The following is a 25765-nucleotide window of genomic DNA, read 5'->3' on the forward strand; positions in this document are numbered from 1 at the left end:
CACGACCCGGGGGCCGGGACGGGCGCCGTTGACGAGGATCAGGGGCACCTCGACCGTGGTGGTGCCGAGGTCGGCGGGCAGAACCCCGCGGGTCTTCCGGCCGGGCTCCGCCCGCAGTGTGCCGATGGTCAGAGTCATGGCTGTCCTCGTTGGAGCTCAGGCCGCGGCGCGGCCGATGGTGGATATGAAGTCGATCGGCTGGGCGGTGCCGCCTTGAAGGGCGAGGTCCGCGGCGATGTCGCCCATGGCGGGTGAGACCTTGAAGCCCTGGCCGGAGAAGCCGGCCAGCAGGATGATGTCGTCGCCGCCCGGCAGCGGGCCGACCAGCGGGCGGGTGCTGTCGGTGTAGCCCTCCATGAAGACGGACAGGCGGACCGGGTCGAGGTTCAGGCCGGGCAGGTGGCGGCGCACCGCCGTGGTGAAGCTCTCCAGTTCTTCCGGTGCGACGGTCCGGTTCAACCGGTTGGGGTCGTCCACGGACTGGTGGTGCGGCTGGGGCAGGCCCAGCTTGACGGCCAGGCCGTCCGGGGAGGGGATGCCGTAGAAGGGGGTGTCGCCGCAGCGGATGAAGGCGGGGCGCTCGGCGCCTGCCGGGTGGTCGTCGTGGGGCAGGAACCAGGCGCTGATGGCACGGTGGACGTTCACTTCCCACGGCAGGTCGGGCAGCAGGTCGCCCACCCAGGGGCCCGGCGTGACGACGGCGGCGTCGAAGCGCTCGGTGTCGGTGTCGGTGCGGATCCGCACGCCTCCCCCGGCGACGGGAGTGACTTCCCGCACCGGTGTGTAGCGGCGGATCCGGGCCCCCAGTTCCTCGGCGCGCCGGGCCGCGGTCTGGACCGTCAGCTCGGGGCGGATGAACCCCGCGTGGGAGTCGAGGACCACCAGGTCACCGTCATCGACGCGGAACTGCGGGAAACGCTTCGTCATCGCCTCGGGGTCGATCACCTCGTGGTCGAGGCCGTGCTCGGCGATGCCGTCCATGACGGTACGTATCTCGGGGTCGTCGGCCGGCCCCATGACCAGGGCTCCGATCAGCCGGCGCAGTTCCCGCCCGGTCTCCGCCTGCAACTGCTTCCAGAGGGCGTCGGCGTGCCGGACGAGCGGCACATAGCGGCCGTCGTGGGTCTGCACGCTGCGGAAGACCCGGGTCTCACCGCCTGCGGCACTGCGGTCGTGGCCGGGCGCGAACCGGTCGTAGCCGACGACCTCGGCGCCGCGGGCGGCCAGCCGCCAGGCGGCCTGGCTGCCCATCGTGCCCACACCGACCACCGCGACGCGCTTCCTCGCAGCTGACACAGGACTTTCCTTCCGTAGGGCCCAAGGCTCGTAGTCGTCCGGATTCGGGGACCACCCCACATGCGCACTACATCGTGCCACTATGTGGCATAGTATGCCATTATCTGGCACAGATAATGGCCATAACTCGGAGGGGAGTCAAGAGGTCACGCGGATGGCCGCGCGACTCGGCCTCACCTGGCCCGCGATCTCGCCGACCACCGGGGCCAGTTGGGATCGGAGGGTGCCGGCGTGGGGCTGCAGGGAGCCGTCGAAGGCGGCGGAGCCGATGGTGAAGGCGTCGACTCCGGCTGAGGCGAGCGCCCGTATCTGGTGGGTGCTGGTGATGGAGCCGGCGACGACCAGACGGCCGGTGGTGGCGGCGCGGGCGGCGCGAACCAGGTCGAGGGGGTCGGCATCGATGGCGCGGTACGCGAGGAGGTCGACGCCGGCGCACCCCGCGGCTTCCGCTCGCCGGCAGTCGTCGGCGATGCGGTCCGGGTCGCCGGCGAGGCGGGTGGGGTGCCCCAGGGGTTCTCCGGCGAAGGGCAGATAGCCGATGGACGTGCCGTGCAGGACATGGAGGGTCTCCTCGATCCAGGTACCGCCCATCAGCCAGTCGACGCCGAGTTCGACGGCCGTCCGTACTGAGGCAAGAGCCTGGTCCCGGTGGGTGCTGACGACTTCGAGGTAGGTGGTGGCGCCCATGTCCCTGAGGCGGGTGTGGAGCTGGGCGAGGGTGTCGGAGTCGACGCCGATGTCCTTGAATCCGATGTGGGTGATGCCGAGGTCCGCGATGGTGTCGACGACCTCGAGGCAGTCGGTGACGGTGCGGTCGTCGCGGGTGAGCATGAAGATGAAGTCCATGGTGTCCTTCGCTTCTCTTGGGTCAGGGCTGAGGTGAGTCCGTGGGTCAGGAGCGGTCCGGTGCCCCGGAGGACAGGCGGTCGGCGTGGGTCAGGGCCGCGAGCAGGCTGGTGTGGTCGGCCGTGCCGAGACCGGCGATGTCGAAGGCGGTGCCGTGGTCCACGCTGGTGCGGACGAAGGGCAGGCCGATGGTGATGTTGACGCCGTGCTCGATGCCGAGGTACTTGACCGGGATGAGGCCCTGGTCGTGGTACTGGGCGACCACGGCGTCGAAGGCTCCGGCGCGGGCGCGCATGAAGACGGTGTCGGCGGGCCAGGGTCCACTGGCCCCGATGCCTTCGCTCTGCGCCGCTTCGACGGCGGGGGCGATGACGTCCAGGTCCTCGCGGCCGAAAAGGCCGTTCTCCCCCGCGTGAGGGTTGAGGCCGGCGACGGCGATACGGGGGGCGGACAGGCCACTGCGCCGTAGCGTGCGGTGGGTGAGGCGAATGATGTCGAGTACGCGGACTGTGGTGATCGCGTCGATCGCGGTGCGCAGCGACTCGTGCACGGTGACCAGGACGATCCGCAGTTCGTCGGTGGCCATCATCATCGCGTAGTCCGTGGTGCCGGACAGGTCGGCGAGGATCTCGGTGTGCCCCGGGTAGGGGACGCCGGACAGGCGCAGCGCTTCCTTGTTGATCGGCGCGGTCACCAGAGCCCGTATCTCGTGGGCCATCGCGAGCTGGATACCGCGGCGGACGTAACGGAAGGAGGCCGCTCCGGCGCGGGCGTCGAGGGTGCCCCAGGGCAGGTCGGACGGAAGGCCGTCCTCGGCGAGGACGTCCAGCGTGCCGGGCGCGAACTCCGCCTGGTCGACCGATGAGATGGGGCGGAGGGCGAGGCGCGTCCCGGCGACCTTGTCGGCGCGCGCGAGGACGTCCATGTCGCCGATGGCGACGACGGGCACGGTACGCCGAGGGTCGGCGCACGCCCTGAGGGTGATCTCGGGGCCGATTCCGCAGGGGTCGCCCATGGTGATGGCGATCGGGTTCATGCGTGCTCTCCTGGGGCGGGACGATGTCGGATGAGGTGGCACAGGCGCAGGAGCATGGCGTCGTCACCGAAGCCGCCCGCCTTGATCAGCACGGGAAGAGGGAGACGGCCGGTCAGGGATCCGCGGACGACGCCGGGTTCGGGTTCGTCGATCAGGTCGATGCCGGTGGCGCCGAGGGGGCGGAGGACGGTGGTGGCCGTTTCTCCCCCGGTGATGACGAGTGCGTCGACCGTGTGGTCCTCGGCCAGCGCCTCGACGACGGCGGCCTGGGAGCGGGCGAGTGCCTGGGCGGTCTGTGGTGTGTGGCGTTCACCAGGTGTCCGCAAGGTGAGAACGGGGGCCGTCAGACCGCGCAACGTCTCCACGGCGGGGGCCGGATCGACGCCGACGGTGACGCCTTGGACGTCCACGCTGCCGTGCAGCCTGCCCAACTGCCGTCGGGTCGCGGGGTTGGTGCTGCCGACCACGACCAGTGGACGTGCGGCCGGGACGGGCGGTGACGCAGCGGTGCCCGTGGCGCGTGCGCACCTTCGGGCCAGGGCGGCCGCCAGACCCGGGGAGCCGACCCACAGCACTTCGTCGAGCCGCGGCACCGCTGCCACCAGACGGTCGAGGTCGCCGTCCTCGGTGGCGGAGCAGACGATCAGATCGCCGTTCCCGATCAGTTCGGGCAACTCGGCTGCCCGGTCCGGCCGTCCGAGCACGGCCTCCGGGAACAGCGTGGCCAGGTCCGAGCACCGCACGGGGTGCGCCGGGTCGCGGGCGTAGTCGCTCTCGTGGACCGGTACGCCCCGTACGTACTGGACGCCCTCCACCGTCACCCTGCCCTCCGCGGGGAAGGCCGGAGCCATGACGACGGCCCGCCGCCCCGACCCCGCCCATGCCGCCCTGACCTCTGCCGCGACATGACCGCGCAGGGTGGAATCCACCGTCTTGAACAGCAACCCGGAGCCGGCGAACAGGCCGGCCGCCTGCCGGGTACGGGAAGCGGCGGCCTCCTCGTCCAGCATCCGGCTCCCGAGGTCGACCGCGGTCACACCCACGGCGTGCCCCGGCAGTCTCGCCGGGGTGCTGAGCAGGATCCGGGCGCCGTGACCAGCCCGGCGGAACGGCGCGGCACCGTCCCCCGCACTGGTGAGGTCGTCCGCCAGGATGGCGATCCCCCGCCGCACGTCATCGCGGAACGTCATGCCCCACCTCTCGGAAATCCGGCCTTCTCTGTGAACGGATCAATGGTCACGCAGCCGAATGACCAGGACAAACCATTCCTTCTCACATGACCTGTGAGTAAAATTCACTCATGCGATGGTCGGCCCTTCCCCCTCTGAACACGCTGCTGCCGTTCGAGGCCACCGTCCGGCACGCGAGCATGACCGCGGCCGCGCGGGAACTCCATGTCACGCACGGCGCGGTGAGCCGACAGATCCAGAACCTGGAGCGGTCCCTCGGCACGTCACTGTTCGAGCGCCGCACCCGCGCCCTGCACCCGACCCCTCAGGCCCGTCAGCTGGCGGCCGTCGTCCGGGACGCGCTCGATCAGATCGACGCGGCAGCCCGGCAGATCGCACCCCACGCACCGGCAGGACCACTCACCCTGTCGTGCGAGCCCACGCTCCTGATGCGATGGCTCATTCCCCGGCTCCCCGATCTGGCGGCGAAGGTGCCGGACGTCGCCGTCCATCTGTCCGCGGGCGGCGGCCCTGTCTTCTTCGAGCGGGACGACATCGACCTCGCGATCCGCCGGGACGACTTCCCGTTCCCCGAAGAGGCAAGCCGGACCCGCCTGTTCGCCGAGCGCATCGGCCCCGTCTGCCGACCCGATCTGGCGGCTGGCCTGACCGACGCCGCCGGAGTGTCGCAGGTGACTCTTCTGCACACCGGCACACGACCGCAGGCGTGGGACGACTGGCGGCGTATCACCGGCTTGCAAGCGGAGTCCGCCTCCCAGCAGACCCTGGAGCACTTCTACCTGACCCTCCAGGCCGCCGCGGCCGGAGTCGGGGTCGCCATCGCCCCGTATGCCGTCGCCCGCGACGACCTGGAGCGAGGTCAACTCGTCGCACCCTTCGGTTTCGTCCCCGACGGCACCAGCTACCACCTCCTCGGCCGTCCGTCACTCGAACAGGACGAACGCGTCCGCCGACTGACGGCATGGCTGCGGACCAGGACGAGCCGGCTCGACGACGACTCCGAACGGGCGTGACCGCTGGGCTTCCGCACGTCGTCCATGACGACCAGCACATGCTTGATTGACTCAAGTAAGCCTTTATGCTTGCCTGACTCAAGCAAGGCGGTAGCCGTCGGTACCGGGAGCACCGCACAGCCCTCCCCCGGCCGGCCGTTCCACCCGACGAAAGAGGACACAGTCGATGAGCTCGATGAACAGTCCCGGTCTGGACGGCCGAGGTGTCGTCGTCACGGGTGCCGGTTCCGGCATCGGGCGCGCCGCCGCCCTGAAGTTCGCCGCGGCCGGCGCGAAGGTCCTGGTCGCGGACCTCGCCGAGGAGGCCGCCATGGAGACGGTCGACACGATCGGGAGGGCCGGCGGCACTGCGCTCGCGGTCGTGGGCGACCTCAGTGAGCAGGCGGTCGTGGACCGGGTCGTCGCCACGGCCGTCGACTCCTTCGGCGGGCTGGACGTGCTCGTGAACAACGCCGGGATCATGGACCGGATGTCCGCCCTCGGCGATGTCGACGACGCCGAGTGGGAGCGGGTCATCAGGGTCAACCTGACCGCCCCGTTCCTGCTGACCCGGGCCGCGCTGCCGCACATGTTGAAGGCGGAGAAGGGCGCGATCGTGTTCACCGCCTCCGAGGCGGGCCTGCGGGGCAGCGCGGCGGGCGCCGCCTACACCGCGTCCAAGCACGGTGTGGTCGGCCTGGTGAAGAGCCTGTCGGTCATGTACCGCAAGCAGGGCATCCGGGCCAACGCCATAGCCCCCGGCCCGACCATGACCAACATCAAGGTCGACGCCGACCAGCAGGCGCACGGCCCAGCGATCGTCGGCGGCCTGATCGGCGCCACCATCGGCCGCCTCGGCACCGCCGAGGAGCAGGCGGACACGATCCTCTTCCTCGCCTCCGACGCCGCCGCCTTCGTCAACGGTGTGGTCCTGCCCGTGGACGACGCATGGTCCGCCGTTTGACGACCCTCGGCAAGAAGGGGGCAAGGGACATGACGTCAATCTCCAGAGCAACATCAACAAGGCCCGGGAGGCCGACTCCAGAGACGCGAGCGCGATCCCCGCGTTCTGAAGCCGGCCGCCCTGAGCGGACCCGAGCCGGCCAGAGCCGCCCCCGGCGGGACATCCCCCCTGTCCCGCCGGGGGCTTTCGCGTACTCGAAAGCCCCGGACGCGCGCCGTGTCGACGTCTCGCGCCCCAGACCGGTCACTTGTAGATCTTGCCGGGCTCGACCTTGGCCGGGGCGAGCAGTTGGGGGACGGTCACGAAGGTGTAGCCCCGGTCGCCGAGCGCCTTCAGGATGGCGGGCATGGCCGGCACCGTACCCTTGTGCAGGGGGTGGAGCAGGATGATCCCGTCGCGGTCGGCGCCGTCGAGCACGCGCTCGGTGATCAGCGCGGGGTCGTCCGTCTCGTAGTCCTTCGCGGTCACCGTCCACAGCACCTGCGCCATCCTCAGTTCCGCCGAGATCCTGGAGACGCGGTCGTCGGTGCGACCCTGGGGCGGGCGCATCAGTGTCGGCTCGCGACCGGTGAGCTCTGCGACGGCCCGAGTGGTGCGGCGCAGTTCGTCGCGGATCTGCCCATCGGAGACGTCGGTCAGCACCGCGTGGGTCCAGGTGTGGTTCCCGATCTCGTGGCCCTCCTCGGCGATCCGCCGCACCACGTCCGGGCACGTGTGGATGCGCCGGCCTTCGAGGAAGAACGTCGACGGCGCCTTGTACTGCTTCAGGAGGTCCAGCAGTCGGGCGGTGGGTTCGCCCGGGTTGCCGTCGAAGGTGAGCGCGACGCACTTCGCCTTCCGGCAGTCCACCTGCCCCGACGGTGCGCCCGCCGCGGACGCGGCCCGCGACCGTTCCTCGCGCGGGGAGAGCGTGTCCATCCTGTTCGCCCGGACGACCAGGACGACGGTCACTGTCACGACAGCGACCACGGCCAAGGTCAGGAATATGAGTAATCGAGGACGCCTTCTCAAGATCTTCACATCAGAGAGAAGGGGTCAGCACGCGACGGGTTGCCCGGCGGTGTCGACAGTGAGGCAGGACACGTTCCGCGGGGCGCGTATCACGCGGGGTGCGGCTCCACCGGACCGTTCCGCCTCCGCGGTCTACTCCGTGGCGCCGTTCAGAGGCAGGCGTACCGTGAACGTCGTCGTGCCCGGTGCGCTGGTCAGGGTGAGGGTGCCGCCGTGGGCCCGGAGCAGGGAGTGGGCCACGGCGAGGCCGAGGCCGCTGCCGCCCCGGTCGCGGCTGCGGGCCTTGTCGACGCGGTAGAAGCGGTCGAAGACCCGCTCCTGGTCGTCGACCGGGATGCCGGGCCCGGAGTCGGTGACCCGCACCTCGGCCATGCCGGAGACGACGCACACCTCCAGCTGGACCTTGGTGCCTGTCGGCGTGTGCACGGCGGCGTTCGTCAGGAGGTTGTCGAGGACCTGGCGCACCCGCAGCGGGTCCAGGCGCAGCCGTACCCGGGCGGGACCCGTCGTCAGGGTCAGCGGATGGTCGGGGTGCCCCGCGCGGAAGGCGTCCCCGGCCTGCTGTGCCAGTTCCACCAGATCGGTCTCCTCCCACCTCAGCGGCGCCTCCACGTCGGCCGCGTCGAGGCGGGCCAGGGTGAGCAGGTCGTCCAGCAGCACCCCCATACGGGCGGCCTCGGCCCGCAGTCGCGCCAGGTGCTTGTCGCGTTCCTCGGGGCTGTGCGCGGCGGCGTACTGGAACAGGTCGGCGTAGCCGCGTACGGACATCAGCGGGGTGCGCAGCTCGTGCGAGGCGTCGGCGACGAACTGGCGCAGGCGCTGCTCGGCCTCGGTGCGGACGGCGAACGCGTCGTCGATGTGCTCCAGCATCCTGTTGAACGCGGTCCGCAGCTCCTCAACTTCGGGGCCGCCGTCGCGGCGGTCGTGGCGCACCGGCAGCCGTGCCGAGTCCGTCAGGTCGTGGGAGGTGATGCCGCGGGCGGTGTGCGCCATGTCGCTGAGGGGCTTGAGTCCGCGCCTCAGCATGCCCCGGCCGAACACGACGAGGGCGGCGAGGGCGAGGGCGAACGCGATCACCTGGATCGTGACCAGCTGCTCGACGGTGTCCTCGATCTCCTCCATGGGGGCGGCGCCCACCAGAATCACCCCCGGTTCCGCCTCGCAGGCCCGCAGCCGGTACACACCGGCTCCCTCGAGGTGTTCGGTGCGGGTGACCTCGGTGTCCGAGTCGACCTGGTCCCTGGCGAGGAGCGTGAAGGCCTCGATGTCCTGGGGCAGGTCGACCGAGTCCTCGGGGGTGCGCAGGACGGGGGTGCCGTCCTTGATGTCGTACACGGCGTAGTACCAGCCCCAGTACTTCTTGCCCTCCAGCGTGCCGTCGGCGGCGATGCTCTTGGACTGGGCGACCTGCGCGACATGGAGCTGTTCGTCGAGCTGCCGTGACAGGTAGTCGCGCATGTACATGGTCAGGGCGCCGCCGACGACGGCGAACACCACGAGCGCGAGGGCGCCGAGGCCGAGGGCGAGCCTCGTGCCCAGGCGCATGCCGCGGTAGGTCTCCTTCAGTCGGGCGATCACTCGGCGGCCTGCCGGAGCACGTAGCCGAAGCCGCGCACGGTGTGGATGAGGGGTTCGCCGCTGTCGTCGAGCTTGCGGCGCAGTCGGCTGACGACGAGCTCGACGACGTTGGAGCGGCCGCCGAAGCCGTACTCCCAGACGTGGTCGAGGATCTGCGCCTTGGTGAGGACGGTCGGCGACTTGCGCATGAGGTAGCGCAGCACCTCGTACTCGGTGGGGGTGAGGGTGAGGAGCTTCTCGCCGCGGCGGACCTCGCGGGTGTCCTCGTCCATCGTCAGGTCGGCGACCTGGAGCACGGAACGCTGGAAACCGGGGCCGGAGCTGCGCCGCAGGACGGTGCGCAGCCGGGCCATCAGCTCCTCCACGGCGAAGGGCTTGACCAGGTAGTCGTCGCCGCCGCGGGTCAGTCCGGCGACCCGGTCGGCGACGCCGTCGCGGGCCGTCAGGAACACCACGGGCACCATCGTGCCGGACTGGCGCAGCCGGTCGAGCACTCCGAAGCCGTCGAGGCCGGGCAGCATCAGGTCGAGGACCACGATGTCCGGATGGAACTCGGCGGCCTGGCGCAGCGCCTCCTCGCCGGAGTTCGCCGTGACCGCGTCCCAGCCCTCGTAGCGGGCGACGGTCGCCACCAGATCCGCGATGGGCGGATCGTCGTCCACCACGAGAAGTCGCACTTTTTCCACGTGCTCATACTGCGGCACCGATCGCCTTCCGCCATAGCCGTTCACAGCTCGCCAGAAGATCGATAAAAACTTGAAAGTTGACCGACAGCAAAACGACAGCGCCGTCCGGCCAAGCTCGTATCCCGGACCCGATCAAGGAGCTGTCAGCGTGACCACTCTCCAACAACCCCCCGCGGCCGCGAGCCGCTCGGGAGCGCGCCCCAAAGTGGTCGCCCGCACCGGTCTGTACGCGGTGCTGGCGGCGAACGTGGTCGCGGTGGCCGTCTTCTTCGTCCAGGCCGGCTTCGCCTCGAACGCCCTGATCGTGCTGGGCCGCCTCACCGGCCTGTACGGGGCGCTGCTGATGGCGTTCCAACTGCTGCTGGTGGCGCGGCTGCCCTGGTTCGACCGACGCATCGGCATGGACCGGCTGACCTCCTGGCACCGCTGGACCGGCTTCTCCGTGCTGTGGCTGCTGGTGGCGCACGGGGTGTTCATCGCCTTCGGGTACGCCCAGTCCTCGGACATGGACCCGGTGAACCAGGTGATCGACCTCGCCGAGACCACCGAGGGCGTGCTCCGCGCGATCGTCGCGCTCGGCATCATCGTCGTGATCGGCGTGGTCTCGGCCCGCTACGCGCGGCGCCGACTCGCCTACGAGACCTGGCACTTCATCCATCTGTACACGTATGTGGCGGTGGTGCTGGCCTTCACGCACCAGGTCGCGGCGGGCACGACGTTCGCCTCGTCCGAGGTGGCGACGGCGTACTGGTACGCGCTGTGGGGCAGCGTACTGACCGCGGTGTTCCTGGGCCGGCTGGTCCTGCCGCTGTGGCGGAACTGGCGGCACCAGCTGCGTGTCACCGCCGTCGTCCACGAGTCCGACCACGTCGTCTCCATCTACATGAGCGGCCGTGACCTGGACCGGATGCCCGCGCGGGCCGGCCAGTTCTTCCTGTGGCGGTTCCTGACCCGGGACCGCTGGTGGCAGGCCAACCCGTTCTCGCTGTCGGCGGCGCCCGACGGCAAGCAGCTGCGGCTGACGGCCAAGGCGGCCGGTGCGGGTTCCGCCGCGCTGCGCCATGTGAAGGTCGGCACACGGGTGTTCGCGGAGGGCCCGTACGGCGCGTTCACCGCGATGCACCGCACCCGGCCGGAGTCGGTCCTCATCGCGGGCGGCGTCGGCGTCACCCCGATCCGGGCGCTGCTGGAGGAGATCCAGGGGCACGCCGTGGTGATCTACCGGGTGGGCACGAGGCAGGACGCCGTCCTCTACGAGGAGCTCCAGCGGCTCGCCTTCGACAAGGGCGCCGAACTGCACCTGGTCTCGGGGCCGGTCGTGCCCGACCTCCTCGCGCCGCGCGAGTTGGCCCGGATGGTGCCCGACATCACCGAGCGCGACGTGTTCCTGTGCGGGCCCCCGCCGATGATGAACGCCGTCCTCGGCAGTCTGCGCGAGCTGGACGTGCCCAGGACGCAGATCCACTTCGAACGCTTCAGCCTGGCGGGATGAGGAAGACACCGTGAACCGAGCGATACCCGCCCTGATCCTGAGCGCCGCCGCGCTGGTCCCCGTGTGGCGCTACACGCCCTCGACGGCGACGACCACCACGGCGACAGCCGAGCCGGCCCCGTCGGCCTCCACATCCACCTCCGGTGACTCCACCGTGGTCTCGGGCCCCACCATCGACACGGAGAAGGGCCCCGTCCAGGTCCAGGCGACCTTCAAGGGCGACAAGATCACCGCGGTCAAGATGCTCCAGCAGCCGAACCATCCGCAGACCGAGGCGGCGGTGCCGAAGCTGATCGAGGAGACGCTGGAGGCGCAGAGCGCCGACATCGACACCGTCTCGGGCGCCACCATCACCAGCGACGCCTACCGGAAGTCCCTCCAGGCGACCATCGACAAGAACGACGCCTCGGCGTCCTCCGCGGACTCCGCAGCCGACTCGTCCTCCGGCTCCTCCTCGTCCGGTGCGGCGGACACGGAAAGCGCGGCACGGACGGTCGCCGGGTCGACGGTCAACACCTCCAAGGGTGACGTCCAGGTCCAGGTGACCTTCGACGGCGACGAGATCAGCGCCGTGCGCATGCTGAAGCAGCCGGACCATCCGCAGACCGAGGCGGCCGTGCCGGTCCTCATCAAGGCGACGCTCGAAGCGCAGAGCGCGGACGTCGAGACCGTCTCCGGGGCCACCATCACCAGCGACGGCTACCGGAAGTCGCTCCAGGCCGCCCTCGACGCGAAGGGCTGATCATGCGCCGCGTCGAACACATCATGGGTTTCCCGATCTCCCTGCTCATCGAGGACGAGGGCACGACCGCCGAGGCCGCTGAGCCGGCGTTCGACTGGCTGCGCCAGGTCGACGCACGGTTCAGTCCGTTCCGGGCCGACAGCGAGGTGTCCCGGCTGGACCGGGGTGAGCTCGCCCCACACGAGCTCAGCCCGGACCTGGCCGAGGTCCTCGACCTGTGCGAGGAGTACCGCGTGGCGACCGGTGGCGCGTTCGACGTACGGCTGCCGGGGCGCGGGCTCGACCCCTGCGCGATGGTGAAGGGGTGGGCCGTGCAGCGGGCCGCTGACCTGCTGACGGAGCGGGGGGCGAGGCGGCTCTGCCTCAACGCGGGCGGCGACGTGGCGGTGACCGGCGGCCCGTGGCGGGTCGGCGTGCGCCATCCCGAGCGGGCCGACCGGCTCTGTACGGTCCTGGAGGTCGGCGACGGGGCGGTGGCCACGTCCGCGCGCTACGAACGGGGCGACCACATCCTCGACGGCCGCACGGGGCGCCCGGCGACGGGGCTGCTGAGCCTGACCGTCGTCGCGGCGTCCCTCACGGAGGCCGACGCCACCGCGACGGCGGCGTTCGCGATGGGGGTGGAGGGGATCGAGTGGGCCGCGTCGAGGGAGGGGTGCGAGGTGTTCGCGGTCGATGCGGATCGGAAGGTGTACCGGAGTCCGGGGTTGCCGGTGGCGCCGAGCTGAGGGGCGGTTGTCGGCGCGCCTTGGAGCTCGGGGCCACGTGTTGTACGGCGACTGCGGGTGGTTCGTGGTTGTTCGCGCAGTTCCCCGCGCCCCTTCAGGCGTCCCTGCGTCACAAGTACTGGGCGGCTGCCGGCGCCTTCCAGCCCGGGGGCTAGTGCGGTACGGCGACTGCGGGTGGTTCGTGGTTGTTCGCGCCGTTCCCCGCGCCCCTTCAGGGAGTGCCCGGTGGTGGAAATTGCGTTGCGGGGGTGTGCGGTGGCGTCGACAGTGGCTCCATGACTAGGACGCACTTCGCCGCGCTGCCGGCCGGTATGACCGTACGGTCGGCGCGTGTTGAGGACGCCGTGGCGGTGTGTGCTCTGTTGAACGAGGTGGACCGGCTGGAGATCGGCCGGGCCGAGACCGAGCTCGCCGAGGTCCAGGCGGATCTGAAGCACCCCGAGGTGGAGCTGGAGCGGGACTCCTGGCTGCTGTTCGACGGGGACCGCCTCGTCGGGTACGGCCTGATGTGGGACGAGTCGGGCGGTGAGCGCATCGACATGGACCACTACGCGCTGCCGGACCGGCCGCTCGGCGCCCTGTACCTGTTCGAGCTGATGGAGGCCCGTGCCGCCGAGCGCGCCGCGGCCAACGGGGCGGACCGCGCGGTGGTCCACCTGCACCTCAACACCGCGCCCACCACGGACCTGGACGCCCTGCGCGACCGGGGCTGGCGCGCGGTCCGCCGCTACCACGTGCTGGACCGGCCCCTCTCCCCCGCCGACGAGATGCCCTCCCCGCCGCCCGGCGTGACGCTGCGGCCGTGCGCGGACGAGGCGGACCGCCGGCAGGCCCACGCCCTGCTCCAGACATCCTTCGCCGACCACTTCGACTTCCAGCCGCGCACCTACGAGCAGTGGCTGGACGACATCGACGCCGCGAACGCCGACTGGTCGCTGATCTGGATCGCGCACGTCGACGGACTCGGCGACGCGGCGGTCCTGCGCACCCGCGACGACCGGACGACCATGGCGTGGATCTCCTCCCTCGGCGTTCTCGCCGAGGCCCGCGGCCGGGGTCTCGGCAGCCATCTGCTGCGCCACGCCTTCGGCCACTACGCGGCGCGGGGCCGCGACCGCATCGGCCTCGGTGTCGACACCGACAACAGCTCCGGCGCCCTCGCGCTGTACGAGCGGCACGGCATGAAGCTGGACTTCGCCGTCGACACCTGGGAGCTCGTGCGCCCCGTGGTGTGACCGGGGGTAGCACTGTCGACAAAGCGTTGTATCGGTAGCACGGCATCACCTCAACGCGGCTGCTCATGGCGGTTCTTGGCGAGCGACCGTCCGACTTGTTCGACAGGTCGGACATGGTTCGAAACCTCTTGACGCCCCGCCACGCCTCGTTTGACACTCTCGCAACACGACGTCACACAGCCGAAACGGCGGAGCACCCAGGGACGGGGTCCTTCGCCCTCGGCCGTCCCCTTTTCCTGGTTCCGCCCCCTCATCAGCCGTGCTCTCAGCAGGGAAAATCCATATGACGTACACCGCAGGTCCACGCGGCCGCGCGAGAGGCCGAGCAGGCCGACTCGCCGGGCTGACCGCCGCGTCACTGCTCCTGGGCCTCGCCGGACCGGTCGCCCCCGCCGTCGCGGACGGCGCGGACCTCACCGACGGCCTGGCCCTCTGGTACAAGCTGGACGCCACTTCCGGCACCACGGTCACCGACGCCTCCGGCAACGGCCGGGACGGCACGGTGAACGGCACCGCCGGCTGGACGGGCGACGGCCAGGGCCTGACGTTCAACGGTTCGGACACCTATGTGAAGGTGCCGAACGACGTCATGAAGGGCATGAACTCCATCAGCGTCTCCATGGACGTGCTGATGGACGAGTCGCAGGCCGGCCCGTACTTCATCTACGGCTTCGGCAACACCAGCGGCGGCACGGGCAACGGCTACCTCTTCGCCACCGGCAACTCGCTGCGCACCGCCATCGCGTCCGGCAACTGGTCGACCGAGCAGAACACCCGGCCCGGCGACTCGCACAACCTGACCCGCTCGGTGTGGAAGCAGCTCACGTATACCCAGACCGGCACCACCGGTGTGCTGTACGAGGACGGCGTCGAGGTCGGCCGCAACACCTCGGTCACCACCACACCGGGCTCGATCGGCTCGGGCACCACGACCGCCAACTACATAGGCAAGTCGGTCTACACCGGGGACAAGCTCTTCAAGGGCAAGATCCGTGACTTCCGGGTGTACGACCGCGCCCTCGCCGCCACCGAGGTCGAGCAGCTCTCGCTCCCCGTGGCCGTCCAGGGCGTCGCCGCCGACAAGGCCGCTCTCACGCTTGGTGACACGAGTGCGGTGACCGCCGACCTGGACCTGCCGAAGACCGGTACGGCCGGGGGCTCCTCCATCAGCTGGAAGAGCGACAACACCTCCGTGGTCGCGGACTCCGGCGCGGTGACCCGCCCCGCCGCCGGTGAGCCGAACGGCCACGCCACCCTCACGGCGACCCTGAAGCGGGGCCCCGTGACGGACACCAAGACCTTCGAGGTCACGGTCCTGCCCTCCTTCGACGACACCACGGCCGTGAAGCAGGCCGCCGAGGCACTGACCGTCCACAACGCCGACGACGCCCGCGGCAACCTCACGCTCCCGACGTCCGGCGGCTTCGGCACCAAGGTCTCCTGGTCCTCCGCGGACCCGGACGTCGTGACCGACGACGGTGTGGTGCACCGCCCGGCGCACGGCGACGGCGGCACGACCGCCGAACTGACCGCGACCGTCACCAAGAACGACGCGAAGACCACCCGCGCCTTCACCGTGAAGGTGCCGGAGCTGCCGAAGAAGGAAGCCCGCAAGGGCTACATGTTCAGCTACTTCACCGGCGAGGGCACCTCGGACGGCGAGCAGCTCTACTTCGCGCTCAGCAAGGGCAACGACCCCCTGAAGTGGCGTGAGCTGAACGACGGCAAGCCCGTCCTCACCTCCTCGCTCGGCGAGAAGGGCCTGCGCGACCCGTTCATCATCCGCTCCCCCGAGGGCGACAAGTTCTACCAGATCGCCACCGACCTGAAGATCTACGGCAACGGCGACTGGGACCGCTCGCAGCGCTCCGGCAGCAAGTCCATCATGGTGTGGGAGTCCACCGACCTGGTGAACTGGACCAACCAGCGCCTGGTCAAGGTCTCCCCCGACGCGGCCGGCAACACCTGGGCCCCCGAGGCGTACTACGACGAGAAGCTCGGCGAGTACGTCGTCTTCTGGGCGTCGAAGCTGTACGACAACGAGGCTCACACCGGCGACACGTACAACCGCATGATGTACGCGACCACCCGCGACTTCTACACGTTCAGCGAGCCCAAGGTCTGGATCGACCGCGGCTACTCGGTCATCGACTCCACGGTCATCCAGCACGACGGCACGTACTTCCGTCTCTCCAAGGACGAGCGGAACAACAGCTCCTCCACCCCCAACAGCAAGTTCATCTTCGAGGAGAAGAGCGACTCGCTGCTCGACCTGTCCTGGGACCCGGTCGCCGAGGGCATCGGCAAGGGCGCGATGAGTGCGGCCGAGGGCCCGCTGGTGTTCAAGTCGAACACCGAGGACAAGTGGTACGCGTTCCTCGACGAGTTCGGCGGACGCGGCTACATCCCCTTCGAGACCACCGACCTCGCCTCCGGCGTGTGGACGCCGTCCGCCTCGTACGACCTGCCGGCCAAGCCCCGGCACGGCACGGTGCTGCCGGTGACGCAGGCCGAGTACGACCGGCTGCTGAGCACCTACCAGCCGGACCAGATCGTCAAGAGCGTCGAGGACATCAAGGTCGACACACGCATCGGTGAGGCCCCGGTGCTGCCCGCCACCGTCATCGCCGAGTACGCGGACGGCACCAAGAAGCCCATCGCGGTGAACTGGGCGGACGTGGACGCCTCGAAGTACGCGCAGGCCGGCACGTTCACGGTCGAAGGCACCCTGCCGGGCGACGCGACGATCGGGGTCCGCGCCGAGGTCACCGTCTCCGAGAAGGGCCCCGACGTCCCGACGGACCTGGTCCTGCACTACGGCTTCGACGAGACCGGCGGCAGCATCGTCCGCGACTCCAGCGGCCACGGCTACCACGGCACCTATGTCCGTACGCCCGACTTCGGGACCGGCGTCGACGGCGGCTCGTTCAAGATGTCCGGCGGCAACAGCGGCTCCGACTCGCCGTACGTGAAGATCCCGAACGGGGTCCTCAAGGGCGCGAACGGCGTCACCGTCTCGACGTACGTCAAGTGGAAGGGCGGCGACAACTTCCAGTGGCTGTTCGGCCTCGGCCCCGACAACAACAAGTACCTCTTCGCCACCCCGTCCAACGGCGCCGGGAAGCTGTTCTCCGCGATCACCAAGGCCACCTGGTCCGGTGAGAAGCAGATGATCGGCGGCTCCCCGCTCACCCAGGGCGAGTGGCAGCACCTCACCGTCACCCTGGACGGCGCGACCGAGACGGCGATCCTCTACGTGGACGGCGCCGAGGTGGCCCGCGTCAACGGTGTCACCGTCAAGCCGTCCGACCTGTACGACTCCGCCAAGGACTACTCCGGCTACATCGGCAGGTCCCTGTACTCCCCGGACCCGTACTTCGGCGGCGAGGTCGACGACTTCCGCATCTACAACCGGGCCCTGTCGCCCGCCGAGGTCCTGGAGCTCGGCGGCAACACCACCGGGATCGCCGCGGCGACCCACCCGGCGCTCAAGGTCGACGCGATCATCGACGACAAGGACAGCAAGGTCGTCCTGCCGCTGACCGAGGGCAGCGACATCACCGCCCTGGCACCGGAGTTCACCCTGGCCCACGGCGCGACCATCAGCCCGGCCTCCGGCACCCTGCGCGACTTCAGCGAGCCGAAGACGTACGAGGTCACCGGCTCGGACGGCAAGAAGCGCACCTGGACGGTCTCGGCACTGATCATGAAGAGCCCGGTCCTGCCGGGCCTCAACGCCGACCCGAACATCGTCCGCTTCGGCGACACCTTCTACATCTACCCGACCACCGACGGCTTCGAGGGCTGGAGCGGCACGCAGTTCAAGGCGTACTCGTCCAAGGACCTGGTCCACTGGAAGGACCACGGCGTCATCCTCGACCTCGGTCCTGACGTCTCCTGGGCCGACAGCCGGGCCTGGGCGCCGACCATGGAGGAGAAGAACGGGAAGTACTACTTCTACTTCTGCGCCGACGCCAACATCGGTGTCGCGGTCTCCGACTCGCCGACCGGCCCGTTCAAGGACGCGCTGGGCAAACCGCTGCTGAAGGCGGGCGACCGCCCCGGCCAGATGATCGACCCGGCGGTCTTCACCGACGACGACGGCCAGTCGTACCTGTACTGGGGCAACGGCCGCGCCTACGTGGTCCCGCTCAACGACGACATGGTCTCCTTCGACGCGTCGAAGGTCACCGACATCACCCCGAGCGGCTACAACGAGGGCACCTTCGTCATCAAGCGCAAGGGCACCTACTACTTCATGTGGTCGGAGAACGACACACGTGACGAGAACTACCGGGTCGCCTACGCCACCGGCTCCTCGCCCACCGGTCCCTGGACCAAGCGCGGCGTGATCCTGGAGAAGGACCTCTCGCTCGGCATCAAGGGCCCCGGCCACCACTCCGTGGTCCACGTCCCGAACACCGACGACTGGTACATCGCCTACCACCGCTTCGCCATCCCCGGCGGAGACGGCACCCACCGCGAAACCACCATCGACAAGCTGGAGTTCGACGACGACGGCCTGATCAAGAAGGTCGTCCCGACCCTCGGCGGCATCGACCCGGTCACCATCGCCCGGGCCGGCCAGGACGCCAAGGGCAAGGAGGGCGAGCCCATCCAGCTCGACGGCACCGTCTCCGGGGCGGGCAGCCCCCGGTGGAAGGTCGAGGTGGGCGCGCCCTGTGTCTTCGCCGACGCCTCCGCCGCGAGGACGACGATCACCTGCGCCGACAACGGCATCTACACGGTGACCCTGACCGGCGGCCGCAGCAGCGACAAGGCCCTCGTGACCGTCACCAACGCGGCCCCGGTGATCACCTCCGCGACCGGCCCGAAGTCGCCGGTGGCGGCGGGCAAGGGCACCTCGGTCACGGTGAAGTTCACCGACCCGGGCACCGCCGACAAGCACACCTGCAAGGTCGACTGGAAGGACGGCACCCGGCCGACGGCCGGCAAGGTCGGCGCCCGTGTCTGCAAGGCCGAGCACGTCTACCGCAAGGCCGGTATCCACCGCCCGGTGGTCACGGTCACCGACGACGACGGCACCTCGGACACCGCCAAGCTCCCCGAGCTGATCGTCTACGACCGCGCCGCGGGCTCCGCGACCGGTGCCGGGACCTTCGCCTCACCGGCGGGCGCCTACCCGGCCAAGGCCGGTCTGACCGGCAAGGCGGCCTTCTCCTTCCTCGCCAAGTACACGAAGAACGCCACCATCCCCACGGGCAGGGCCTCCTTCGACTTCGGCGCGGCGAGGCTGAAGTTCCGCTCCACGGGCTCCGACTGGCTCGTGGTGACCGGTGACAAGGCCGTCTACCAGGGCTCCGGCAAGGTCGGCGGCGCGAGCGGCTACGCCTTCCGGATCACCGCGACCGACGGCCCGGACACCTTCAAGATCAAGATCTGGAAGAAGTCCACCGGCAAGGTCGTCTACGAGAACACCAAGGCCGCGAGGACGAGGGGAATCAGCGTCGGCCGCTAGTCGATGAACCGCTCCACCGAGGGGCGCCCGGACATGTTCCGGGCGCCCCTCGGCACGTCGGCGGCCGGAACGTGAGAGGGCCTGCCCCGCGTGCGTCGGGAATCCCGGCGCCCCCAGAGCGTTGAACCTCCTGTGACCTCCGTGCTCTCCTCGACCCGTTTCTCCGTCCTCGACCGCTCCCGCGTCCGGGAGGGCCATGACGCGCCCGAGGCCCTGCGGGACACCGTGCGGCTGGCGCGGGACGTGGAGGAGCTGGGCTTCCACCGGTTCTGGGTCGCGGAACACCACGGGGTGCCCGGAGTGGCCGGTTCCGCGCCGACGGTCCTCGCGGCGGCGGTCGCGGCGGCCACCCGCACGATCCGGGTGGGTACCGGCGGCGTGATGCTGCCCAACCACCGCCCCCTGGTCGTGGCCGAACAGTTCGGTGTGCTGGAGTCCCTGTTCCCGGGGCGCGTCGACATGGGCATCGGCCGCTCCGTGGGCTTCACGGACGGCGTCCGCAGGGCGCTGGGCCGGGACAAGGACGCCGCCGACACGGCCGACTTCGCGGGACAACTCGACGAGCTGCTCGGCTGGTTCCTCGGGACCTCCCCGACCGGCGTGCACGCGCGTCCCCCGGAGGGCCTGTCCGTTCCACCGTTCGTCCTGGCGATGGGCGAGGGCGCGCAGGTCGCCGCGCGGGCGGGCCTGCCGATGGTCATCGGCGACCTCCGCGCCCGGGACCGGATGCTGCGGGGCATCGAGCGGTACCGCGCCGAGTTCCGGCCGTCCGTCTGGGCGGCGGAGCCGTACGTCGTCGTCTCCGGCACAGTCGCCGTCGCCGCGACCCCCGACGAGGCCCACCGCATCCTCCTGCCCGAGGCCGGGGCGATGGCGTACTCCCGCGCCCACGGCACGTTCCCGCCGCTCGCCCCCGCGGAGGAGATCGAGCGGCGGACCATGACGGCCAAGGAGCGCGGCTTCTACGAGTCCGGGCTCACCGGCCATGTCGTCGGCACCGAGGAGCAGGTCGCGTACGAACTGGAGTCGGTGATCAAGGAGACGGGCGCCCAGGAGGTGCTGGTCACGACCAGTACGTACGACCGTGCGGCGCTGCTGGACTCCTACCGGAGGCTCGCCCGGATCGCGGGCCTCGGCAGCACTTCCTGAGCGCCCCCGCGTCCCTCCGTGACGTGCGCGGTCATGGCCTCCACATCGGTGACCGCCGTCTGCGCGGCCGCCGCCAGGGCGCGCCGGTCGGGATGGGTGCCCGGGTCGATCAGGGGAAGTACGTCCAGTTCGGCGACGACTCCGCGTGCGGTGACCACGCGCCACACGGACGTGAGGAGCGGGTCGTCCCCGACGTAGGCGGGCGCGGTGCTGGCCCCTCCCCCGGCGCACCGGTAGCGCACGCACACCGGTTGTACGGGGACGCCCGCGTCGAGCGCGGCCTGGAACACCGCCCGGTGGAAGCGCCCCTGGGCCCGGCCGCACCAGGTGCTGCCCTCGGGGAAGACGGCGACCGCCGTGCCGGCGCGCAGCACGTCGGCGATGCGGGCGACCGTCCCGGGCAGGGCGCGGATGCGCTCCCGTTCGATGAAGAGGGAGCCGCCCCGCTCGGCGAGGGTGCCGGCGACGGGCCAGTGCCGGATGTCGGACTTGGCGAGCATCCGCGCGGGGCGGACCGCCACGAGGAGCGGTATGTCCAGCCAGGAGATGTGGTTGGCGACGACGAGGAGGCCCCCGGCGGGCGGGGCGGTGCCGGTGATCCGTACGCGGACCCCCGCGGCCCGGACGATCCACCGGCACCAGTGCCGTACCGCGCCCGCCGGGATCCGGGAGCCGAGGCCGCTCAGGAGGATCCCGGCGAGGATCAGCGCCAGGACCGCGGTGAGCCGCAGCACGGCCCGTGGCGCGGCGGCGGTCGGCCGCGCGGTGTCCACGCACGCCCGCGGGGTGCAGGGCGCGCCGGGCAGCCACACGCTCATCGCGTCAGGCCGCCGGGACGAGGGAGAGGAAGTGCCGCAGGTAGCGCGCGTTGACGCGGCGCATCGGCAGCAGCACGTACAGGTCGGCGACGCCGAAGTCGGGGTCGTGCGCGGGCTCGCCGCACACCCAGGCGCCGAGCCGCAGATAGCCGCGCAGCAGCGGGGGCAGGTCGACGCGCTCGGCGGGGGCCTCGGCCGTGGGGGTCCACGGCAGCAGGGGGCGGACGCGGTACTCCTCCGGGGCCAGGTACGTGTCCTTCACCCGGTCCCAGGTGGCGGTGGCGAGGGCGCCACCGTCGGCGAGGGGGACGGAACAGCAGCCGGCGAGCCACTCGTGGCCGTGGTCGAGCATGTAGCGGGCGATGCCGGCCCAGATGAGGCCGATGACGGCGCCGTCGCGGTGGTCGGGGTGCACGCAGGAGCGGCCGACCTCGACGAGGTTCGGGCGGATCGCGTCGATGCGGCCGAGGTCGAACTCGCCCTCCGAGTACAGCCGTCCGGCGACGGCGGCGCGCTCGGGCGGCAGCAGCCGGTAGGTGCCGACGACCTGCCCGGTCAGGGTCTCCCGGACGAGCAGGTGGTCGCAGTACGCGTCGAAGGCGTCGATGTCGAGGCCCGGCTGCGGGCCGGTCAGCAGGGCGCCCATCTCGCCGGAGAACACGTCGTGCCGCAGGCGCTGTGCGGCGCGTACGTCGGCCTCGTCGCGGGCGAGACCGACGGTGTAGCGGGTGGGGACCGGTGACGGGGACGGCAGGGGCGGGGTGTCCAGAGCGGGTACGGCGGTCATGGCTCACTCCAGGTCACGGGCCGGTTCGGCCTGGGCGGAAGAGCGGGCCGGTCGGGTGCGGCGCGCTCGTACCTGTTCTCCCGACGTCGTCTGGCCGACGCGTGACCGAGGGCGGGAGCGCGGATGTGCGCTCGCTGAACGAACCGGGACGACGGATCGGCACGGCGGACCGGGACGACGCACCGGCACGGCGGACCGGCGCCGGGGGCCTCCCGTCCGGGCCGGACGGCCTCGGGGAAACCAGACGGGGCCGGGGATGAGCACCACTCCCGGCCCCGCCCGTCCGCACTGCTCGGCGAACGTTTCTGTGCCCCGCTACCGCTTCCCGGCCTTCCGGGTGGCGCGCAGCCACTCCTTGTTCATGTGCGTGATGGACACCAGGGGGATGCCCTTGGGGCAGGCCGTGGCGCACTCGCCGGCGAGGGTGCAGCCGCCGAAGCCCTCCTCGTCCATCCGGGCCACCATGTCGAGGACGCGGGTCTCGCGCTCGGGCGCCCCCTGCGGGAGCACGTTCAGATGGTTGACCTTGGCGGAGGTGAACAGCATCGCAGCGCCGTTGGGGCAGGCGGCCACGCACGCCCCGCAGCCGATGCACTCGGCGTGTTCGAAGGCGAGGTCCGCGTCCGGCTTGGGCACGGCCGTGGCGTGGGCCTCCGGCGCGGATCCGGTGGGGGCGGTGATGTAGCCGCCGGCCTGGATGATCCGGTCGAACGCGGACCGGTCCACGACGAGGTCCTTGATCACCGGGAACGCCGAGGCCCGCCACGGCTCCACGTCGATGGTGTCGCCGTCCGCGAAGGACCGCATGTGCAGCTGGCAGGTGGTCGTCCGCTCGGGCCCGTGCGCGTCCCCGTTGATGACCAGCGAGCACGCGCCGCAGATGCCCTCCCGGCAGTCGTGGTCGAACGCCACCGGGTCCTCACCACGCAGGATGAGGTCCTCGTTGAGGGTGTCGAGCATCTCCAGGAAGGACATGTCGGGCGAGATGTCGTCCACCTCGTACGTGGACATGGCGCCTTCGGTGTCGGCGGCGCGCTGTCGCCAGACGCGCAGGGTGAGCTTCATGCGTAGCTCCGCTGGGTGGGGTGGACGTACTCGAAGACGAGGTCTTCCTTGTGCAGGACGGGGGCGGTGCCGGTGCCCGTGAACTCCCAGGCGGCCGCGTACGAGAAGGTGTCGTCCTCGCGTTCCGCCTCGCCGTCCGGGGTCTGGGACTCCTCGCGGAAGTGCCCGCCGCACGACTCGGCGCGGTGCAGCGCGTCGAGGCACATCAGCTCGGCGAGTTCCAGGTAGTCGACGATCCGGTTGGCCTTCTCCAGGGACTGGTTGAACTCCTCGCCCGTCCCCGGGACCTTGATCCGCCGCCAGAACTCCTCACGGATCTGCGGGATCCGCTCCAGGGCCTTGCGCAGGCCGCCCTCGGTGCGGGCCATGCCGCAGAACTCCCACATCAGCTCGCCGAGTTCGCGGTGGAAGGAGTCGGGCGTGCGGTCGCCGTCGACGGCGAGCAGCAGGTGCAGCCGGTCCTCGGTCTCGGCGAGGACCTCCTGCACGAGGGGGTGTTCGGGGCCGACCTCGTCCTGTCGGGGGTGACGGGCGAGGTAGTCGTTGATCGTCGCCGGGAGGACGAAGTACCCGTCGGCGAGGCCCTGCATCAGCGCGGAGGCGCCGAGCCGGTTGGCCCCGTGGTCGGAGAAGTTGGCCTCGCCGATCGCGAACAGACCGGGGACGGTGGTCTGGAGGTCGTAGTCGACCCACAGTCCGCCCATCGTGTAGTGCACGGCCGGGTAGATCCGCATGGGAATCCGGTACGGATCCTCGTCGGTGATCCGCTGGTACATGTCGAAGAGGTTGCCGTACTTGGCCTCGACGGCGGCCCGGCCCATCCGTTCGATGGCGTCGGCGAAGTCGAGGTAGACGCCCTGCCCGCCGGGTCCGACGCCCCGGCCCTCGTCGCAGACGTTCTTCGCGGCACGGGAGGCGATGTCGCGGGGCACCAGATTGCCGAAGGAGGGGTAGATCCGCTCCAGGTAGTAGTCGCGCTCGTCCTCGGGGATCTCGTGCGGGGGCCGCTGGTCGCCCTTCGCCTTCGGCACCCAGATCCGGCCGTCGTTGCGCAGCGACTCGCTCATCAGCGTCAGCTTGGACTGGTGGTCGCCGGTGCGCGGGATGCACGTCGGATGGATCTGGGTGAAGCACGGGTTGGCGAACAGCGCGCCCCGCCGGTGCGCCCGCCAGACGGCGGTCGCGTTGGAGTTCATGGCGTTGGTCGACAGGTAGAAGACGTTGCCGTAGCCGCCGGACGCGAGGACGACGGCGTCTGCGAAGTAGGTGTCGATCTTCCCGGTGATGAGGTCCCGCGCCACGATGCCGCGGGCGCGTCCGTCGACGACGATCAGGTCGAGCATCTCGGTGCGCGGGTGCATCTCGACGTTCCCGGCGGCGATCTGCCGACTGAGGGCCTGGTAGGCGCCGAGCAGCAGCTGCTGGCCCGTCTGGCCGCGGGCGTAGAAGGTGCGGGAGACCTGGACGCCGCCGAAGGAGCGGGTGTCGAGCAGGCCGCCGTACTCGCGGGCGAACGGAACGCCCTGGGCGACGCACTGGTCGATGATCTCCACGGAGATCTGTGCGAGGCGGTGGACGTTGGACTCGCGGGCCCGGAAGTCGCCGCCCTTGACGGTGTCGTAGAACAGCCGGTGGACGGAGTCGCCGTCGTTGCGGTAGTTCTTCGCGGCGTTGATGCCGCCCTGGGCGGCGATCGAGTGGGCGCGGCGCGGTGAGTCCTGGTAGCAGAACTGGACGACGTGGTAGCCCTGTTCGGCGAGCGTGGCCCCGGCGGAGCCGCCGGCGAGCCCCGTGCCGACGACGATGACGGTGTGCTTGCGGCGGTTGGCGGGGTTGACCAGCTTGGCCTCGAAGCGGCGCTTGTCCCAGCGCTCGGCGATCGGGCCCTCGGGCGCCTTGGTGTCGACGACCGGGTCCCCGGTGGTGTAGTCCGCGTACGCGGAGGACGTACTCATGGTCAGCTCACCACTCCGGTCATGACGGCGACGGGTACGGAGACGAAGCCCAGGGTCAGCACCAGCGCGAGGGCGTTCGCGATGGCCTTCAGAGCCCGGTCGCGGGTGCGGCTGCCGGCGCCGAGGGTCTGCGCGGCGCTCCAGAAGCCGTGCCGGATGTGCAGGCCGAGGGCGAGCATCGCGACGAGGTAGATGACGTTGCCGTACCAGGTGGAGAAGGTGTCGATCACGTTCTGGTACGGGTGACCGGACTGGAAGCCGTTCGGGTGGACGGTGCCGGTCGTCAGGTCGAGGATGTGCCAGACGATGAACAGTCCGAGGATGACACCGCCCCAGCGCATGGTGCGGGTCGCGTAGCTCGCCCGGCGCCTGGTGTGCACGTACTTGGTGGGCCGGGCCCTGATGTCCCGGCGGCTGAGCTGGTAGGCGGCCGTGGCATGGGCGACGACCGCGGCGACGAGGACCACGCGGACGATCCACAGCGCCCATTCGTGGTGGAGGAAGGGCTCGCCGAGGGTGCGCAGCCAGTGCGCGTACCCGTTGAACTCGGCCGAGCCGAAGAAGATCTTGAGGTTGCCCAGCATGTGGACGACCAGGTACGCCAGCATGATCAGACCGCTGACGGCCATCACCGTCTTCTTGCCGACGGAGCTGTCCCACACCGCGCGCGCCATGGACGGTTTTCGGTCCGTCCGCGTTGCCAGAGCCATGCAACA

The 25765-nt window shown here is 70.5% G+C and carries 20 protein-coding genes; 8 read left to right on the top strand and 12 right to left on the bottom strand.

Going from position 1 to position 25765, the window contains the following annotated elements:
* Window positions 1-156: 156 nt before the first annotated feature.
* The 4 genes from solA to M8J73_RS37545 form a co-directional block, all read right to left on the bottom strand.
* Window positions 157-1296 (bottom strand): N-methyl-L-tryptophan oxidase, encoded by a 1140-nt coding sequence (gene solA, locus M8J73_RS37530; protein WP_055540719.1) that lies wholly within the window; start codon window positions 1294-1296, stop codon window positions 157-159.
* 138 nt (window positions 1297-1434) lie between these two features.
* The gene (locus tag M8J73_RS37535) at window positions 1435-2142 is read right to left on the bottom strand and encodes a HisA/HisF-related TIM barrel protein (RefSeq protein ID WP_055540720.1); all 708 of its coding nucleotides are present in this window, start codon (window positions 2140-2142) and stop codon (window positions 1435-1437) included.
* 46 nt (window positions 2143-2188) lie between these two features.
* The gene (pdxA, locus tag M8J73_RS37540) at window positions 2189-3178 is read right to left on the bottom strand and encodes a 4-hydroxythreonine-4-phosphate dehydrogenase PdxA (protein WP_055540721.1); all 990 of its coding nucleotides are present in this window, start codon (window positions 3176-3178) and stop codon (window positions 2189-2191) included.
* On the bottom strand, window positions 3175-4368 hold the full coding sequence (locus M8J73_RS37545; RefSeq protein ID WP_055540722.1) for a four-carbon acid sugar kinase family protein: 1194 nt from the start codon (window positions 4366-4368) through the stop codon (window positions 3175-3177). The genes pdxA and M8J73_RS37545 overlap by 4 nt, the downstream gene beginning before the upstream one ends.
* A gap of 110 nt (window positions 4369-4478) precedes the next feature.
* Here M8J73_RS37545 and M8J73_RS37550 point away from each other — a divergent pair, with 110 nt between their 5' ends.
* Both M8J73_RS37550 and M8J73_RS37555 read left to right on the top strand, forming a co-directional pair.
* Complete coding sequence (locus tag M8J73_RS37550; RefSeq protein ID WP_055540723.1) at window positions 4479-5381, top strand: LysR substrate-binding domain-containing protein; 903 nt, start codon at window positions 4479-4481, stop codon at window positions 5379-5381.
* Window positions 5382-5556: 175 nt separating this feature from the next.
* Window positions 5557-6324 (top strand): SDR family NAD(P)-dependent oxidoreductase, encoded by a 768-nt coding sequence (locus M8J73_RS37555; RefSeq protein ID WP_055540727.1) that lies wholly within the window; start codon window positions 5557-5559, stop codon window positions 6322-6324.
* 243 nt (window positions 6325-6567) lie between these two features.
* Here the strand turns inward: M8J73_RS37555 and M8J73_RS37560 are convergent, their stop codons facing one another.
* The 3 genes from M8J73_RS37560 to M8J73_RS37570 all read right to left on the bottom strand — a co-directional run bounded on the left by M8J73_RS37560 (window position 6568) and on the right by M8J73_RS37570 (window position 9599).
* Entirely contained in the window at window positions 6568-7344 is a 777-nt protein-coding gene (locus M8J73_RS37560; RefSeq protein WP_055540724.1) for a polysaccharide deacetylase family protein, read from the bottom strand.
* A 123-nt stretch (window positions 7345-7467) separates the two neighbouring features.
* Window positions 7468-8913 carry a sensor histidine kinase gene (locus M8J73_RS37565; protein WP_055540725.1) on the bottom strand — a complete coding sequence of 482 codons (1446 nt, stop codon included), beginning with the start codon at window positions 8911-8913 and terminating at the stop codon, window positions 7468-7470.
* Complete coding sequence (locus tag M8J73_RS37570; protein WP_055715786.1) at window positions 8910-9599, bottom strand: response regulator transcription factor; 690 nt, start codon at window positions 9597-9599, stop codon at window positions 8910-8912. The genes M8J73_RS37565 and M8J73_RS37570 overlap by 4 nt, the downstream gene beginning before the upstream one ends.
* Window positions 9600-9747: 148 nt before the next feature.
* On the opposite strand from M8J73_RS37570, the gene M8J73_RS37575 reads away from it, so the two are divergent.
* The 6 genes from M8J73_RS37575 to M8J73_RS37600 all read left to right on the top strand — a co-directional run bounded on the left by M8J73_RS37575 (window position 9748) and on the right by M8J73_RS37600 (window position 20424).
* Window positions 9748-11091: a ferredoxin reductase family protein gene (locus M8J73_RS37575; RefSeq protein WP_206187943.1), complete on the top strand. Its 1344-nt coding sequence runs from the start codon at window positions 9748-9750 to the stop codon at window positions 11089-11091.
* Window positions 11092-11101: 10 nt separating this feature from the next.
* Window positions 11102-11833 (top strand): FMN-binding protein, encoded by a 732-nt coding sequence (locus M8J73_RS37580; RefSeq protein ID WP_249829625.1) that lies wholly within the window; start codon window positions 11102-11104, stop codon window positions 11831-11833.
* 2 nt (window positions 11834-11835) lie between these two features.
* Complete coding sequence (locus tag M8J73_RS37585) at window positions 11836-12561, top strand: FAD:protein FMN transferase (RefSeq protein ID WP_249829626.1); 726 nt, start codon at window positions 11836-11838, stop codon at window positions 12559-12561.
* 275 nt (window positions 12562-12836) lie between these two features.
* Window positions 12837-13796 (top strand): GNAT family N-acetyltransferase, encoded by a 960-nt coding sequence (locus tag M8J73_RS37590; RefSeq protein WP_055536671.1) that lies wholly within the window; start codon window positions 12837-12839, stop codon window positions 13794-13796.
* A gap of 283 nt (window positions 13797-14079) precedes the next feature.
* The gene (locus tag M8J73_RS37595) at window positions 14080-19275 is read left to right on the top strand and encodes a family 43 glycosylhydrolase (RefSeq protein ID WP_055536668.1); all 5196 of its coding nucleotides are present in this window, start codon (window positions 14080-14082) and stop codon (window positions 19273-19275) included.
* A 132-nt stretch (window positions 19276-19407) separates the two neighbouring features.
* Window positions 19408-20424, top strand: a complete 1017-nt coding sequence (locus M8J73_RS37600; RefSeq protein ID WP_055536669.1) for an LLM class flavin-dependent oxidoreductase — start codon at window positions 19408-19410, stop codon at window positions 20422-20424.
* Here the strand turns inward: M8J73_RS37600 and M8J73_RS37605 are convergent.
* The 5 genes from M8J73_RS37605 to M8J73_RS37625 form a co-directional block, all read right to left on the bottom strand.
* Window positions 20379-21242 (bottom strand): lysophospholipid acyltransferase family protein, encoded by an 864-nt coding sequence (locus M8J73_RS37605; protein ID WP_249829627.1) that lies wholly within the window; start codon window positions 21240-21242, stop codon window positions 20379-20381. The two genes, M8J73_RS37600 and M8J73_RS37605, sit on opposite strands and share 46 nt — an antisense overlap.
* Window positions 21243-21246: 4 nt before the next feature.
* On the bottom strand, window positions 21247-22029 hold the full coding sequence (locus tag M8J73_RS37610) for a GNAT family N-acetyltransferase (protein ID WP_249829628.1): 783 nt from the start codon (window positions 22027-22029) through the stop codon (window positions 21247-21249).
* A gap of 315 nt (window positions 22030-22344) precedes the next feature.
* On the bottom strand, window positions 22345-23094 hold the full coding sequence (locus M8J73_RS37615; RefSeq protein WP_055543081.1) for a succinate dehydrogenase/fumarate reductase iron-sulfur subunit: 750 nt from the start codon (window positions 23092-23094) through the stop codon (window positions 22345-22347).
* Entirely contained in the window at window positions 23091-25049 is a 1959-nt protein-coding gene (locus M8J73_RS37620; protein WP_055543082.1) for a fumarate reductase/succinate dehydrogenase flavoprotein subunit, read from the bottom strand. Before M8J73_RS37620 ends, M8J73_RS37615 begins: the two co-directional genes overlap by 4 nt.
* Window positions 25050-25051: 2 nt before the next feature.
* Window positions 25052-25723, bottom strand: a complete 672-nt coding sequence (locus tag M8J73_RS37625; RefSeq protein WP_055543083.1) for a succinate dehydrogenase — start codon at window positions 25721-25723, stop codon at window positions 25052-25054.
* Window positions 25724-25765: the final 42 nt, after the last annotated feature.

This window comes from Streptomyces neyagawaensis, from assembly GCF_023516595.1.
GTDB classification, from domain to species: Bacteria; Actinomycetota; Actinomycetes; order Streptomycetales; family Streptomycetaceae; genus Streptomyces; species Streptomyces neyagawaensis.